Raw genomic sequence first — 13,966 nt, 5'->3', positions numbered from 1 at the left:
GTCGCGCGATAGCCAGCGGTGTCCCGTTTCGCTAGATGGATGTTTACACCTGTCCGTGCGTGGTATGCGAAACGCATGTCCTCGAAATTAACCCTCACGAAAAGACTGGTGATGGGCGGGGCTGCGGCCGCGGCAATCGTGGTTGCGCCGATCGCCATCACCGATTCTGTTGGTCCCGCGCCCGCCCCGTCCGCGGCGCCCACGCACGTGGTGTTCAAGGACGACCCGGGCGGCGGTGGTTGTGACGCCAACGGCAACTGCGGTTCGGGCGGCCAGTTCAACGGCCCCGGCGGCGGTCCCGGCGGCCAGGGCTGCGTCCCGGGCGTCGGCTGCGGCTCCGGCGGACAGTTCGCCGGTCCCGGCGGCGTGCCGGGCGGCCAGGGCTGCCTGCCCGGCGTCGGCTGCGGTTCCGGCCACGCCTGATCGGTCCCTGATCAGTTCGATCTGCGTGGCTCCCGGAGCCTGGCGATCCAGGCCCGGGAGTCCGCGGGGTCGATGACGTCGTCAAGCTCGAACGTGGTGGCCGACCGCAGCGCCTTGCCGTGCTCGTAGGCCGCCGCCACCAGCTTGTCGAACAGCTCCTGGCGCTTGACGGGGTCGCCCTCGGCCGCCAGCTCCTTGCTGAACCCGAGGCGCACCGCGCCTTCGAGCCCCATCCCGCCGATCTCGCCGGTGGGCCAGGCGATGGTGAACTGCGGGGCGCGGAAGGAACCGCCGGCCATCGCCATCGCGCCGAGCCCGTATCCCTTGCGCAGGATGATCATTCCGAGCGGGACGGTCAGCCGCGCGCCCAGGACGAACATCCGCCCGAACCGCCGCACCGCCGCTTCCTTCTCCGCGTCGGGCCCGACCATGAAGCCGGGGGTGTCGCACAGCGAGATCACCGGCAGCCGAAACGACTCGCACAGGGCGAGGAAGTCGCCGGCCTTGTCTGCGGCCTCGGCGTCGATGGCGCCGCCGAGGTGGTGGGTGCTGTTGGCGATCAGCCCGTACGCCGCCCCCTCGACGCGGACCAGCGCGGTGACGATGCCGACGCCGTAGTCCGGCCGCAGCTCCAGCACCGACCCGGTGTCGACGATCGCCGCGATCGCCCGGTGGACGTCATACGCGCGTAACCGGTTCTGCGGCACCACATGCCGGGCCAGCCGCGGATCCGGCGCCGCCCAGTCGTCCAGGGCGCCCTGAAAATACGACAGATAACGCTTGGCCAGCGAGACCGCGTGCGCCTCGTCGCGGGCCACCAGGCTGACGACGCCGTTGCGCCGCTGCACGCCGATCGGCCCGATCGCCTCCGGCGGGTACACCCCGAGCCCGCCGCCCTCGATCATGGCCGGCCCGCCCATCCCGATGTTGGCGTCGGGCGTCGCGATGATCACGTCGCACACCCCGGCCAGCGCGGCGTTGCCGGCGAAGCACCTGCCGGAAACGATCGATATCAACGGCACCCGGCCGCTCAGCGCGGCCAGCATCCGGAAGGTCGGCACGTCCAGCCCCGCGGCGCCGCCGACGTCGGTGTCGCCCGGCCTGCCACCGCCGCCCTCCGCGAACAGCACCACCGGCAGCCGCCGTCGGGCGGCGAGGTCGAACGCGCGGTCGGTCTTGGCATGGTTGCGCATGCCCTGCGTGCCGGCCAGGACGGTGTAGTCGTAGGACACCACGACCGCCTCGGCCGCGGCCCGCCCGAAGCGATCCGCTCCGATCGTGGCCAGGCCGGCCACCAGGCCGTCCGCCGGTGTGTTGGCGATCAGGTCTTCTTCCGAGCGCCGGCTGCGCTGTGCGGCGATCGCCAGCGCGCCGTATTCGACGAAGCTACCGGGATCGATCAGATCGGCGATGTTCTCCCGCGCGGTGCGGCGACCTTGGCTGTGCCGCTTGGCCACGGCGGCCTCGCGCCCCTCGTCCAGGGTGAACAGGCGCCGTCTGCGCACCTCGTCGAGGTCGGCGCGCGGACGGTCGAGATCCGTTGCGGCCGTGGCTGAGTCGCCACCGGCGGCGGTGCCCGTGCGGGTGAAGACCAGCAACGGGTCGCCGGTTCCGACGACCTGCCCGGGGGCCACCAGACCGCGAACGGTCCGCAGCGCATCCGGTGCGACGAGCACATGCTGCATCTTCATCGCCTCGAGGACGACGAGCTGGCAGCCCGCCGGGTATTCGGCGCCCTCGGGCACCACCTCGACCACGGTGCCGGCCAACTGCGCCCGCAGCACGTCCTCGCCGGGGTAGAGCTCGACCGGTGCGGCGCGGACGTCGTGCTGGTGCGACGACACCGCCGCCGCCAGCTCGGGCAGCTTCGCGTCGAGGAAACCCGTGCTCACGCAACCGGATTCCACGGCGGGGTCACGCAGCAGCTCGCGCAGGAATTCGACGTTGGTGCGGACGCCCTCGATGCCGAACTCGGCGAGGGCCGTGCGCACCTTGCGTACCGCCGCGTGCGGCGACGACGCGTGCACGTGGGCGACGAGCTTCGCCAGCAGCGAGTCGTATTGCGGGTTGACGACCAGCCCGGCCCGGCCGTACGTGTCGACGCGGATCCCCGGCCCGCTCGGCGGCGAGAACGCGGTGAGCGCGCCGGCGGCGGGCACGACGGACAGGTCCGGGCCGAAAGTCTCCATGTTGACCCGGACCTCGATCGCGATGCCGCGATGCGCGGCGGGCTCACCGATGACTTCGTTGCCGTCGGAGGCGATTCCGGCCGGCAGCCCGAGCTGGTAGTAGGAGGCGCCCCCGGCGATCGCCAGCTGGATGGCCACCAGATCGAACCCGGTCGTCTCCTCGGTGACCGTGTGCTCCACCTGTATTCGCGGGTTGACTTCCAGGAACACGAAATCCTCACCGGTGACCAGGAATTCGACCGTGGCCAGCCCGCGCATGCCGACCCGCGCGCACAGCCGGGCCGCCGCCTGGTGCAGGTCGCGCCGCAGACCGTCGGAAAGCCCCTGGGCGGGCGCGATTTCGACGAGCTTCTGGTAGCGCCGCTGGATGCTGCAGTCGCGGTCGCCGAGCGCGAGTGCGCGGGTCTGGTGCCCGGCCGGGGCGGCGACGACCTGGACCTCGATGTGCCGCGCGCCGTCGAGCAGCGCCTCGGCGTACAGGGCGGGGTCGCCGAAGCCCGATTGCGCCTCCGCGGCGCACCGTCGGTAGGCGTCGCCGATCTCCCCGGCGCCGCGCACCGCGCGCATTCCCCGCCCGCCCCCGCCGGCGAGTGCCTTGATGATGACGGCGCCGCCGTGGGCGGCGAAGAACGCCTCGATGTCGGCGACGCTGCTCGGCCCGTCGGTCGCGGGCAACACCGGCACCCCGGCGGCGACGGCGGCGCGGCGGGCGGCGGACTTGTTGCCCACCAGCTCGAGCGCGTCGGCGTCCGGCCCCACGAACGTATACCCGGCACCGGCGCAGGCGCGGGCGAATTCGGCGTTCTCACTGAGGAATCCGTAACCCGGGTGGATCAGCTCCGCGCCGGAGCTCTTGGCCGCGGCCAGCATCGCGGGCTGGTCCAGGTAGGCCCGCGGCCCGGCACCCGCGAGGCCGATCGCCTCGTCGGCGGCGTGCACGTGGGGGCTCTCGGCATCGTCCTCGGCGTAGACCGCGACCGTTCGCATCCCCAATTCTGTTGTCGTGCGGATGATTCGGAGCGCGATCTCGCCGCGGTTGGCGACCAGCACGGTCGCGCTCATCGCAGCGGCTCCCCCCACCGCACCTGCTCACGGAGTTTGCCCTTCAGCAGCTTGCCGCCGGCGTTGCGCGGCAGCGCCTTATCGACCACCGTGACGTACTGCGGCACCTTGAAGTCGGCGAGCTGCTCGCGGCAGTGGTCGAGCACCGCCGGCACGTCGATCTCGTCGGCGCCGCCGAACAACACCGCACCAACCTTCTCCCCCATGACGTCGTCGGGAACCGCCAGCACGCACGCGTCCGCGACGTGGGGCGCCGCCAGCAGCACGGATTCCACCTCGACGCTGGACACGTTCTCACCGCCGCGGTTGATGATGTCCTTGAGCCGGTCGACGATGTGCACCCGGCCCGCTTCGTCGACCCGGACCACGTCACCGGTGTGCAGCCAGCCGTCCACGATGGTGGCCGCGGTCGCCTCCGGGCGGTTCCAGTACCGGGCGGTCACGTTGGCGCCGCGCACCACCAGCTCACCGACTCCCGGTTCATCGCCGCCGAACGAGACCAGCCCGAGGTCGACGGACGGGACCGCGTACCCGACCGAGTCGGCGTGCTCGACGGCGTCGCGGCTGGGCAGCACGGTCATCAGCGAGGCCGTCTCGGTCATGCCGTAGCCGTTGAACACCGTGGCCTGGGGGAAGGCGCTCTGCACCGCCCGCACCAACGACGGGGCGATCGGGGCCCCGCCGTAGCCCACCCAGCGGACACCGGACACGTCGGCGTCGGGGAAGGCGTTGTGCCGCAACATCAATGCGTAGCCCGCCGGAACGGTAACCATGACGGAGATGCGCTCGGCGCTCAGCGTGGCGATCAACGCGTCCAGGTTGAGGGCGGGCATGATCACCGAGGCCCCGCCCAACCGGGCGGCGACCAGAAGCTGCGTGTTGCACCCGGTCACGTGGAACAGCGGCACCGAGATGAGCGTGCGCATGGCGTCGCCCAGGTCGCGCGGCTGGTCGAGACAGCGAATCGCGTTCTCGGTGTTGGTCAGGAAGGCCTCGTGGGTGGTCGGGACCCCCTTGGGGTGGCCGGTGGTGCCCGAGGTGTAGAACAGCGCGGCCACGTCGGTGCGCTCGAGTCGCTCTGTGACGTACGGCGGTCCGTCGGGCAGCGGCGCGCCGGCCGCCAGGTCCACGGTCACCCCGGAGTCGGAGAGGACGAAGTCGACCTCTGGTTGCGCCGAGCGCGTATTGACCGCCACCGCAACGCCGCCGGCCATCACCGTGCCCCAGAACGCCAGCACCCAGTCGATGCCGGCGGGGTAACGCACCGCGACGCGGTCACCGGGTCGCAGCCCGGCGGCCCGCAGGCCGCCGGAGACGCGCGCCGCGCGGTCCCACAGCTGCCGGTAGGTCAGCCGACCGGCACCGAGTTCGACCAGCGCCTCGCTGCCCGGGCGCTGCTCGACCTGTTCGGCGAGCATGTCCAGCAGGGTGGCCGGAAGTTCGTCGTAGTGCGGGATGCCGTCGGCGTCACGGGTCACGCCTGTGGTGGGGAACGGGTTGTGTGCGCGCGGAATTTCGATCACTGGAGGCATGCCCGGTCCTTACTATCGGCGTGTCCTATCGTGATGACGGTGACGATCGACGATGCCGCCATCATGCCCGAGGCGTTCTTCACTGTCGACGGTGACTCGTACGTTCCGGGCGTGCTGACGCGGGGGCCGTGGGGCGCCGCGATGGGCGGCCAGAACGTCGGCGGCCTGTTGGCTTGGGGCATAGAGCAATCCGGCATCGAGCCGGACTTCCAGCCGGCCCGATTCACGGTCGACCTGCTGCGGCCGGCGCTGCTCGAGCCGGTCCGGATTCGGACGTCGGTGCAGCGGGAGGGCCGGCGGATCAAACTGGTCGACGCCGCACTGGTGCAGAACGGCAACACCGTCGCGCGGGCCAGCGCGCTGTTCCTGCGCCGGGGGGCGCATCCCGACGGGGCGGTGTGGTCCGCGCCCCTGGCCATGCCGCCGCTTCCGGCCGATTCCGAGGGCTTCCCGTCCGACATGCCGTTCCTCATCTGGGGGTACGGCGCCACCGAAGCGGGCAGCCCGGGCATCGCGGCCGGCGAGTGGGAACAGTCCCACTCGCAGAAGTTCGCCTGGACGAGGGTCTTTCGCCCGATGGTGCAGGGCCATCCGCTGACGCCGTTCACCCGGCTGGCCTTCGTCGGTGACATCACGAGTTCGCTGACCCATTGGGGCACGGGCGGACTGCGCTACATCAACGCCGACTACACGGTCACCGCCAGCCGCCTGCCCGACGGCGAGTACGTGGGGCTGGCGGCGCAAAGCCATTACGCCACTGCCGGGGTGGCCACCGGCGCCGCCACCCTGTTCGACCGGCACGGGCCGATCGGCACCAGCTCGGCGCTGGCGCTGGCCCAACCGGCCGAGGCGTTCCAGCCGACTCATGGCTAGGCCATCAGCTGGGCGGCCACCGTCGCGCCGAGTTCCCAGCAGGCCTGCAGGTCGCCCTTGTCCGGCTGGCCCGAAACCACCACTGTCTCTGTGGCTTTCGTCCAGCCCAGCCCGGTGGTGATCGACATGACGCCACGCTCGGCACCCTCGGTGCCCTCGTTGCCGTGCAGGTACAGCCCGAACGGGCGCCCGCGCGTCGAGTCCAGCAGCTGGTAGTAGGCGCAGTCGAACGCGTGCTTGAGCGCGCCGCTCATGTAGCCCAGGTTCGCGGGGCTGCCCAACACGTAGCCGTCGGCCGACAGCATCTCGACCGGCGACACGGTCAGCGCCGGTCGCCGAAGGACCTCGACGCCCTCGATCTCGGGGTCGGTCGCACCGGCCACGACCGCCTCGAACATTTCCTGGCAATGCGGCGACGGTGTGTGGTGGACGATCAGCAGCGTCTTGCTCATCGGCGGCCCTGCAATTCGAGCGCCGTCTTCATGGCTTCCCGCGCCCGGCGACGGTCCCCCGCGTAGTCGTAGGCGCGGGCCAGGCGGTACCAGCGGCGCCAGTCGTCGGGGTGGTCTTCGACTTCGGTGCGCACCGAGGCGAACAGCGCGTCGGCGGCGGCGCGCTCGATGCGGCCCGACGCGCGCCGCGGCAGAGCGCTGGTGTCGAGCTCCATTCCGTCCGCCGCGATCAGGTGGGCCAGCCTCTGGTGGGCGAACCCGGACCTCAGCGTCGCCACCATCGCCCACAGCCCGATGAAGGGCATGACCAACACCGCCAGCCCGAGCCCCACGGCGGCCGCCCGGCCCGAGGCGATCATCGCGACGGCCATCCGCCCCAGCAGCACGAAGTAGGCCAGCATCGCGACGCAGAGAAACGCGATGAGCATCTGGGTGCGCAGGGCGGCGTTCATTGCAGGTTCACCGCAGGTCGAGCAGGGGCTCGAGCCCCACGGTGAGGCCGGGCCTTTCCTTGACGCGCCGCACCGCCAACAACACGCCCGGCACGAACGACGTGCGGTCCAGGCTGTCGTGGCGGATGGTGAGCGTCTCCCCCTCGGTGCCGAACAGGATCTCCTGGTGGGCGACCAGCCCGGCCAGCCGCACCGAGTGCACGGGGATGCCGTCCACGTCGGCACCGCGGGCGCCGGGAAGGCTGGTGCTGGTGGCATCGGGATTGGGCGGCAGTCCTTTTCGCGCTTCGGCGATCAGCTTGGCGGTGCGCGCGGCCGTTCCGGACGGGGCGTCGGCCTTGTGCGGATGGTGCAGCTCGATCACCTCCACCGAGTCGAAGAAGCGCGCCGCCTGCTTGGCGAAATGCATCGACAGCACCGCGCCGATCGCGAAGTTCGGTGCGATCAGCACCGACGTGGTGGGGCTTTTCGCCAGCCAGGCCTGCACCTGCTCCAGGCGTCCGGCGGTGAAGCCGGTGGTGCCGACGACGGCGTGAATCCCGTTGCCGATCAGGAACTCCAGATTGCCCATCACCACGTCGGGGTGGGTGAAGTCGATGACCACCTCGGTGTCCGAATCGGTGAACAGGCTGAGTGAATCGCCGGCGTCCACCTCCGCCGACAGGGTCAGGTCCTCGGCGGCCTGCACGCCCGCCACCATCGCCGAACCGACCTTGCCCTTGGCTCCCAAGACGCCTACCCGCATGGGCTTCACCCTAGACCGGGCCGATTCATCCACAGTTGGGTGTTTATCCACAGCCGTCGCATTTCGGGTGGCCGGTGCCGCCCTTGACGGATAGCGTTCGAACATGGGTTCGATCGAGGTTCCGCCCGACGTGGCCGCCGCGCTGGACGCGTTGGACGCGGCCGACGCGGCCGTGCGCGGGCTGAACTTCGGCGCGCTGAGCCCGGTGATCCGGCTGCGGGTGCTGGAGCACCTGGAGACCTCGCGCCGGCGTCAGGTCGCGACGAGCCACGACGTGATCGCGGGGCTGGCGCGGGAGGATCCCGCCGATATCGGCGGTCCGGTCCACAAGGTGATCGGCGACTGGTTGCGGATCAGCTATGCCGACGCGTGCCGGCGGGTTCGGGAGGCCAGGCAGCTTTCGCCGCGCGTGACCCTGACCGGTCAGGAGCTGCCACCGGAGTTGCCCGCCACCGCGCGGGCGTGGCGGGACGGGGCCCTCGACGCAGGGCACCTGCGGGTGATCCAGGCGTTCGTGCGCGGCCTCCCGGACGCCGTGCCCGTCGAAACGGTGGGGGCCGCCGAAGAATTCCTGGCCCAGCAGGCGGTCGGGTTGCGTCCCGACCAGCTGGAAAAGGTCGCGCACCAGTGTGCGCTGCGGATCAACCCGGACGGGAAATTCTCCGACGCCGACCGCGCGCGGCAGCGCGGCTTCGCCTGGACGGGGCAGCGCCTCGACGGGATGAGCGTCGGAAAGCTGGTCGCCTCGCCGGAGCTGCGGGCCGATCTCGACGCCTGGCTCGCGCGGTTCGCGGCCCCCGGCATGTGCAATCCGGATGATGAAACGCCCTGCGTCGAAGGCGAACCCAGCGACGAGGCCGCGAGCGGTGACTCGCGCAGCCATGCGCAGCGCCAGCATGATGCGCTCAACGCGGCGGTCCGCGCCCGGCTGGGCGACCCGAAACTGGGCTCGCACAACGGATTGCCGGTCACCGTCATCGTGTCCACCACGCTGCAGGAGCTGACGGCGGCCACGGGGCGGGCGGTCACGGGCGGCGGAACGGTGCTGCCGATGCGCGACGTGATCCGGATGGCCCGCCACGCCTACCACTATCTGGCGGTCTTCGATGAACACTCGGGCCGCCCGATCTATCTGGGCCGGTCGCGGCGAATCGCCGGCCCGGACCAGCGCGTCGTCCTCTACGCGAAGGACCGCGGCTGCACGCATCCCGGCTGCGACGCGCCGGGCTATTGGTGCGAGGTCCACCATGTCGACGAGTGGGCCGCCGGCGGCCTCACCGACGCCGACAGACTCACCTTCGCCTGCACGCCGCACCACAAGCTGATCGAAAAGGGCTGGTGGACAAGAAAACTCCCGAACGGTCGCACCGAATGGATCCCGCCGCCGCGCTCAGGTCGCGGCCCGGGCACCAACGACTACCACCACCCGGAACGCCGTGCGGATCCTTGACCTAGGCCTTGAAGCGCCCGGCGAACCCGCGCAGCGGCAGGTCGGCGCTGGTGATGAGGCCCGGCGGCGCCGCCACCACCGATTTGATCGCGGCCAGCGCGGGCATGCCGGTGACGGTCATGCCGATGGAGGCGAAGTTGTCCGGATTGGACAGGTCCACGCCGGGCTTGGGGAAGATCATGTGCTTGTTGTAGATGCACGGGTCGCCCTTGATTTGGGTGATGTAGCAGCCCTTGATGTTCCAGCTCGGATCGGTGTGCGGGGTCATCTGCCACTCCAGGTGCGTCTCGACGCGGGGAACCCCGTCCACCATGCCCTGGTACTTGATGTAGTTGCCGCCCAGCGAGCCCTTGGGCAGGGTGTACCAGCCCAGGTCCACGTCCTTGGTGCAGGCGCCCAGCTCGTAGCTGAACTTCACCTCGTCGAGCGTCAGGTCGAAGCAATCGGCCATCATCAGCACGCTGTCGGCGAAGACGCGGGTGTACTTCTCCAGCTTGGCCGGGATCTGCGGGTCATCGACCGGCTGGCCGTAGCCCACCTCGATCCAGGTGTCCTTGGAGTGGTGGCACGAGACGTCGACGGACTCGATGGTGGTGACGTTCTCGATGTCGGCGACGTCGGCCGAACACACCACGCCCAGTATCTGGTTCAGGCCCGGGTTCATCCCGGTCCCGTAGAACGTCGCGCCGCCTTTGTCGCAGGCCTCGGCCAGCAGCCGGCTCACCGGCTTGCCCGACGGGTGCGGATGGTTCTTGTCGCGGTGCCAGCCGGTGATCCAGTCGGCGGTGGTGACGACGTTGATGCCCGCCTCGAGCACCTTGACGTAGAGGTCCTCGTCGGGGAACACGCCGTGGAAGGTGAGCACGTCCGGCCTGGCGGCGATGATTTCCTCGACGGTGCCGGTGGCCTTCACCCCGTTGGGTGCCCCGCCGGCGAGCTCCCCCGCGTCCTTGCCGATCTTCTCCGGCGAATAGCAGTGCACGCCAACGAGTTCGAGATCGGGCCGGGTGGCGATCCGCTTGATCATCTCCGAGCCGACGTTTCCGGTGGCGACCTGGAAGACGCGGATGGGTGCGTTCATTCGGCTTCAGCCTTCCTGATAGAACTGTTTGGCCCAGTTGCGGATTGCGGTGAAGCCCTCGTACTCGTCGGTGGCCAGCGCCGGCAGGTCGGAGTAGCGCTGGTGTTGCCAGATCTCGATGTCCTGCTCGAACTGGCGGATCACCTCGCGGCCGAACTCGGCCGCCTTGCGCTCGGCGCGCGCCGGGTCTTTGCCCGGGGACCGGCCGATGTAGACCATGAACCGGACGTCGGAGGTGAACTCGTCGACCGGGGTGACCGCGGAGATGGTGCGGTTGTCGATCATCCCCCAGCTCTTGGTCACCGCGATGCCCAGCCCGCCGTTGATCGCCTCGACGCCGCTGTTGACGTCCTCGATCTTCTGCCCGTCGTCACCCTCGAACGTGATGGTGAAGTCGACGAACGACACCGGCTCGGCGAAGTCGTGGCGGGTGAACACCGGCACGATGGGCGTCTTGTGCACGAACTTGAAATGCGCGAAGTCGACGCCGTTTTCGAGCACGTATTGCGGATGCAGCTCCAAGGCCCGCCGGTACAACCGCTGCTGCGGGTAATAGTCGTCCGAGCTGCTGCCGTCGCCGAACGCGCCGAAGACGTCCGGCGCGTCGAAGTAGGGCTCGCGGCGCTTGACGTCGTGCCAGATGTAGACCGACTCGTTGCGTTCCACCACGGGGTAGGTGCGGATGCGCCGGCCGCGGTTGGGGCGATCCTGGTAGGGAATGCGGACGTTGCGGCCCTCCCCGTTCCACTGCCACCCGTGGAACGGGCACTGCAGCACCTCACCGACGACCTGCCCGCCAAAACCCAGATGTGCGCCGAGGTGTTCGCAGTAGGCGTCCATCACGGTGAGTTCCCCGGACTCGGCCCGCCACGCCACCATCTCCTGGTCGAAGTACCTCATCGTGTGCACGTCGCCCATCGCGATCTCGTCGGACCAGGCGACCTGGAACCAGCCCGTGGGTTTCATCGACAGCGGCGGCTTGGCCATGCGGGATCCCTCCTTGAGAACAGATCATAGGCGGGGATCCCACACCAAATCAAAGTACCCTCTATGAAACTGCGGGCGCGATAGGCTCGTCCGATGACGCGGCAGGTTAGCGCGCCCGGAACCGGGAGCCGGCGCCCCAACCGGCGTGGCAACGCCACGCGCGAGAACATGCTCGAAGCCGCGCTCAAGTCGCTGGCGTCCGGCGACCCGGGTTCGGTGTCGGCCAATCGCATCGCCAAGGAAATCGGCGCCACCTGGGGAGCCGTGCAATACCAGTTCGGCGACACCGACGGGTTCTGGGCGGCCGTGTTGCACCGCACCGCCGAGCGGCGCGCGGCGACGTTCTCGACGCTGTCGGCGCCGATCTCGCCGGACGCGCCCCTGCGCGAGCGGGTCGGCGCCATCATCGACACCCTCTACGACGGGTTGGCGTCGCCGGACTCCCGCGCGATCGAGAACCTGCGGGCGGCGCTCCCCCGCAACCCCGCCGAGCTCGAGCGTCTGTTCCCGCGCACCGCCGCCGAGCTGTTCTCCTGGGGCAAGAGCTGGCTGGAGACCTGCCAGAACGCCTTCGCCGGTCTGGACGTCGACCCCGATCGGGTGCGCGAGGTGGCCGCCTTGATCCCCGGCGCGATGCGCGGGCTGGTGTCCGAACGCCAGCTCGGCTCCTACGCCGACCTGGATCTGGCGCGGCAGGGCCTGACCAACGCGCTGGCCGCGTACCTGGAGCAATCCCGCCCGTGCTGACCGGTGACGTTTTGGGTGACGTCGCGATCCGCCGAGCCGGGCCGAACGATTTCGCCCGGGTCGCCGAGATGCACTATCCGGTCTGGCGGCGGTCCTGGGCGGGCATACTGCCCGACGCCACGCTCGACGTCCTCGGGTCGCCGCGGCGCTGGGCCATCCTGGCGTACCCGCGAATCCTGCAGCGTCGCGACTGGAGCATGTGGATGGCGGAATCCGGTTCCCGCACAATCGGAATGACCATCTTCGGCCCGGATCCCGCCAACCCCGAGCAGGTCGAGCTCGACTCGCTGTACATCGCGGCCGAATACCAACACCACGGGGTCGGGGGCCGCCTGCTCGCCACGGCTCTGAGCGAAAGCCCGCCGGGTGACGTCGTCTTGTGGTGCGCGGAACGCAACGCCCAAGCGCGGACCTTCTACGAGCGGAACGACTTTCACGTCGACGGCCGCACCCTGGACTGGGAGCCGCTGCCCGGCGTCAAGGTCGCCCATCTGGGCTATCGACTCAACCGGCGGCGACGCGCCGGCGCAAGTCGTACTGTCCGAGATCGGGGTTAGCCAGCATGGCGCGATGTTCGGCCGGCGTGAAGGGCCACACCTCGGGCACCCCGTCTTTGTTCAGGTACCAGCTGTGACAACCGGTGGTCCACACCGTGTTCGGCATCGCGGCGCGCAGCTTCGCGTTGAAGTCATCGGTCGCGGGCCAGGTGGGCTCCACCGTGTCGAATTCCCCACGGCGCCAACGTTGAATCCACCCCAGGATGTGGTCGGCCTGCGATTCGGCGACGGTCGTCAGCGCGAGGTTGCCGACCGGGCTGTGCGGCCCCAGCATCATGAAGAAGTTCGGGAAGCCCGGCAGCGCCACGGTCTGGTAGGCCTGCGGGCCGTCGCGCCAGACGTCGTCGGCCGCGATGCCGTCGCGGCCAATGAGCTGCATCGGCCGGAAGAACGCGTGGCTGTCGAACCCGGTGGCGAGGACGATGACGTCCGCCTCGTGCAGGACGCCGTCATCGGTCACGATGCCGCGGCGCTCCACGTGGTCGATGGCGGCGGTCACCAGGTCGACGTCGTCGCGCTGGACGGCGCGGTAGAAGCCGTTGGACATCACCAGCCGTTTGCACATCGGCGTGTAGTCGGGCGTCAGCGCCCGGCGCAACTCGGGGTCGCGGACCTCGCGCAGGCTGGCGCGGCACAGCGCTCCCATGATCTTTCGGCGCAGGCCCGGCTTGGTCAGCCCGGCGGCGAACAGGTCGTAGCCGGAGCTGTAGCAGCGGTAGGCCAACCGGTCGAGCCAGCGGAATCTGTTGTGGGTGATGTTGGTGAGCCTGCTGTATCGGGGGTTTGGCAGCCGCAACACCCACTGCGGGGTGCGCTGGAAGAGCATCACCCGGCCCGCCACACCCGTCAGGCCGCACACGAGCTGCACTCCCGTCGACCCATTGCCGATGATCGCGATCCGCCGGCCCCGCAGTTCGACGGAATGGTCCCAGCGCGCCGAGTGAAAAGCGTTTCCGCCGAAGTCATTCAGGCCGGGGATCGACGGCAGGCGCGGGTGATGGAGCACGCCGGTGGCGCAGATCAGGAAGTCGACGGTCGATTCCGCTCCGGCCTGCGTGCGCAGCCGCCAGCGGCCGCCCTCGAATTCCGCATGGGCGATCTCGGTGCCGAACCGGATGCGGTCGCGCAGCCCGAAGCGGTCGGCGACGCCGCGGAAATAGTCCTGGATCTCGCCACCGGGCGAGAAGAGGTGCGACCAGTTGGGGTTTCGGGCGAACGTGTACTGGTAGACCCGCGACGGGATGTCGCAGACCAGGCCGGGGTAGGTGTTTTCCCGCCAGGTCCCGCCGACCTCGTCGGCCTTCTCGTAGAGAGTGACATCGGTTATCCCGTTGCGCAGCAAGGCAATCGCGACGCACAATCCCGACATTCCCGCTCCGACGACGGCTACGGTGGGGTCGCGTCGCATGGTCGCCG

At 69.9% G+C, this 13,966-nt stretch carries 13 protein-coding genes; 5 read left to right on the top strand and 8 right to left on the bottom strand.

The window, feature by feature from the left end; genetic code table 11:
- Positions 1-75: 75 nt before the first annotated feature.
- On the top strand, positions 76-423 hold the full coding sequence (locus G6N37_RS02820; protein WP_163675624.1) for a PE-PGRS family protein: 348 nt from the start codon (positions 76-78) through the stop codon (positions 421-423).
- An 11-nt stretch (positions 424-434) separates the two neighbouring features.
- Here G6N37_RS02820 and G6N37_RS02815 read toward each other — a convergent pair whose 3' ends face one another.
- Together G6N37_RS02815 and G6N37_RS02810 are read right to left on the bottom strand one after the other, a co-directional pair.
- Positions 435-3,674: an acetyl-CoA carboxylase family protein gene (locus G6N37_RS02815; RefSeq protein ID WP_163675622.1), complete on the bottom strand. Its 3,240-nt coding sequence runs from the start codon at positions 3,672-3,674 to the stop codon at positions 435-437.
- Positions 3,671-5,206: a class I adenylate-forming enzyme family protein gene (locus tag G6N37_RS02810; RefSeq protein ID WP_174813784.1), complete on the bottom strand. Its 1,536-nt coding sequence runs from the start codon at positions 5,204-5,206 to the stop codon at positions 3,671-3,673. Before G6N37_RS02810 ends, G6N37_RS02815 begins: the two co-directional genes overlap by 4 nt.
- A gap of 39 nt (positions 5,207-5,245) precedes the next feature.
- On the opposite strand from G6N37_RS02810, the gene G6N37_RS02805 reads away from it, so the two are divergent.
- Positions 5,246-6,079, top strand: coding sequence for a thioesterase family protein (locus G6N37_RS02805; RefSeq protein WP_174813783.1), 834 nt, complete (start codon positions 5,246-5,248; stop codon positions 6,077-6,079).
- Here the strand turns inward: G6N37_RS02805 and G6N37_RS02800 are convergent.
- The 3 genes from G6N37_RS02800 to dapB are packed head-to-tail and all read right to left on the bottom strand — an operon-like array spanning position 6,076 to position 7,728.
- Positions 6,076-6,531 carry a flavodoxin family protein gene (locus tag G6N37_RS02800; protein ID WP_163675617.1) on the bottom strand — a complete coding sequence of 152 codons (456 nt, stop codon included), beginning with the start codon at positions 6,529-6,531 and terminating at the stop codon, positions 6,076-6,078. The two genes, G6N37_RS02805 and G6N37_RS02800, sit on opposite strands and share 4 nt — an antisense overlap.
- The gene (locus tag G6N37_RS02795; RefSeq protein ID WP_163675614.1) at positions 6,528-6,983 is read right to left on the bottom strand and encodes a hypothetical protein; all 456 of its coding nucleotides are present in this window, start codon (positions 6,981-6,983) and stop codon (positions 6,528-6,530) included. Before G6N37_RS02795 ends, G6N37_RS02800 begins: the two co-directional genes overlap by 4 nt.
- A 7-nt stretch (positions 6,984-6,990) precedes the next feature.
- On the bottom strand, positions 6,991-7,728 hold the full coding sequence (dapB, locus tag G6N37_RS02790; protein WP_163675611.1) for a 4-hydroxy-tetrahydrodipicolinate reductase: 738 nt from the start codon (positions 7,726-7,728) through the stop codon (positions 6,991-6,993).
- A 103-nt stretch (positions 7,729-7,831) separates the two neighbouring features.
- Between dapB and G6N37_RS02785 the strand changes: the two genes are divergently transcribed.
- Positions 7,832-9,178, top strand: coding sequence for an HNH endonuclease signature motif containing protein (locus G6N37_RS02785; RefSeq protein ID WP_163675608.1), 1,347 nt, complete (start codon positions 7,832-7,834; stop codon positions 9,176-9,178).
- Position 9,179: 1 nt separating this feature from the next.
- Here G6N37_RS02785 and G6N37_RS02780 read toward each other — a convergent pair whose 3' ends face one another.
- Positions 9,180-10,259 carry an NAD(P)H-dependent amine dehydrogenase family protein gene (locus tag G6N37_RS02780; protein ID WP_163675605.1) on the bottom strand — a complete coding sequence of 360 codons (1,080 nt, stop codon included), beginning with the start codon at positions 10,257-10,259 and terminating at the stop codon, positions 9,180-9,182.
- 6 nt (positions 10,260-10,265) lie between these two features.
- Entirely contained in the window at positions 10,266-11,246 is a 981-nt protein-coding gene (locus G6N37_RS02775) for a Rieske 2Fe-2S domain-containing protein (RefSeq protein WP_163675602.1), read from the bottom strand.
- Positions 11,247-11,414: 168 nt separating this feature from the next.
- Here G6N37_RS02775 and G6N37_RS02770 point away from each other — a divergent pair, with 168 nt between their 5' ends.
- Positions 11,415-11,993: a TetR/AcrR family transcriptional regulator gene (locus tag G6N37_RS02770; protein ID WP_372514745.1), complete on the top strand. Its 579-nt coding sequence runs from the start codon at positions 11,415-11,417 to the stop codon at positions 11,991-11,993.
- Between the two features lie 68 nt (positions 11,994-12,061).
- Complete coding sequence (locus tag G6N37_RS02765) at positions 12,062-12,550, top strand: GNAT family N-acetyltransferase (protein ID WP_163684510.1); 489 nt, start codon at positions 12,062-12,064, stop codon at positions 12,548-12,550.
- Here the strand turns inward: G6N37_RS02765 and G6N37_RS02760 are convergent.
- On the bottom strand, positions 12,498-13,958 hold the full coding sequence (locus tag G6N37_RS02760) for a flavin-containing monooxygenase (RefSeq protein ID WP_163675596.1): 1,461 nt from the start codon (positions 13,956-13,958) through the stop codon (positions 12,498-12,500). The two genes, G6N37_RS02765 and G6N37_RS02760, sit on opposite strands and share 53 nt — an antisense overlap.
- Positions 13,959-13,966: the final 8 nt, after the last annotated feature.

It is taken from the genome of Mycobacterium seoulense (genome assembly GCF_010731595.1).
GTDB lineage: Bacteria > Actinomycetota > Actinomycetes > Mycobacteriales > Mycobacteriaceae > Mycobacterium > Mycobacterium seoulense.
This window is presented reverse-complemented; position numbering and strand designations above follow the sequence as displayed.

Bases quoted from the DNA above. Each gene is read 5' to 3' on its own strand.
- G6N37_RS02810 (WP_174813784.1), bottom strand. From the start codon at position 5,206: ATGCCTCCAGTGATCGAAATTCCGCGCGCACACAACCCGTTCCCCACC.
- G6N37_RS02815 (WP_163675622.1), bottom strand. From the start codon at position 3,674: ATGAGCGCGACCGTGCTGGTCGCCAACCGCGGCGAGATCGCGCTCCGA.
- G6N37_RS02820 (WP_163675624.1), top strand. From the start codon at position 76: ATGTCCTCGAAATTAACCCTCACGAAAAGACTGGTGATGGGCGGGGCT.
- G6N37_RS02760 (WP_163675596.1), bottom strand. From the start codon at position 13,958: ATGCGACGCGACCCCACCGTAGCCGTCGTCGGAGCGGGAATGTCGGGA.
- G6N37_RS02765 (WP_163684510.1), top strand. From the start codon at position 12,062: ATGCACTATCCGGTCTGGCGGCGGTCCTGGGCGGGCATACTGCCCGAC.
- G6N37_RS02795 (WP_163675614.1), bottom strand. From the start codon at position 6,983: ATGAACGCCGCCCTGCGCACCCAGATGCTCATCGCGTTTCTCTGCGTC.
- dapB (WP_163675611.1), bottom strand. From the start codon at position 7,728: ATGCGGGTAGGCGTCTTGGGAGCCAAGGGCAAGGTCGGTTCGGCGATG.
- G6N37_RS02780 (WP_163675605.1), bottom strand. From the start codon at position 10,259: ATGAACGCACCCATCCGCGTCTTCCAGGTCGCCACCGGAAACGTCGGC.
- G6N37_RS02785 (WP_163675608.1), top strand. From the start codon at position 7,832: ATGGGTTCGATCGAGGTTCCGCCCGACGTGGCCGCCGCGCTGGACGCG.
- G6N37_RS02770 (WP_372514745.1), top strand. From the start codon at position 11,415: ATGCTCGAAGCCGCGCTCAAGTCGCTGGCGTCCGGCGACCCGGGTTCG.
- G6N37_RS02800 (WP_163675617.1), bottom strand. From the start codon at position 6,531: ATGAGCAAGACGCTGCTGATCGTCCACCACACACCGTCGCCGCATTGC.
- G6N37_RS02775 (WP_163675602.1), bottom strand. From the start codon at position 11,246: ATGGCCAAGCCGCCGCTGTCGATGAAACCCACGGGCTGGTTCCAGGTC.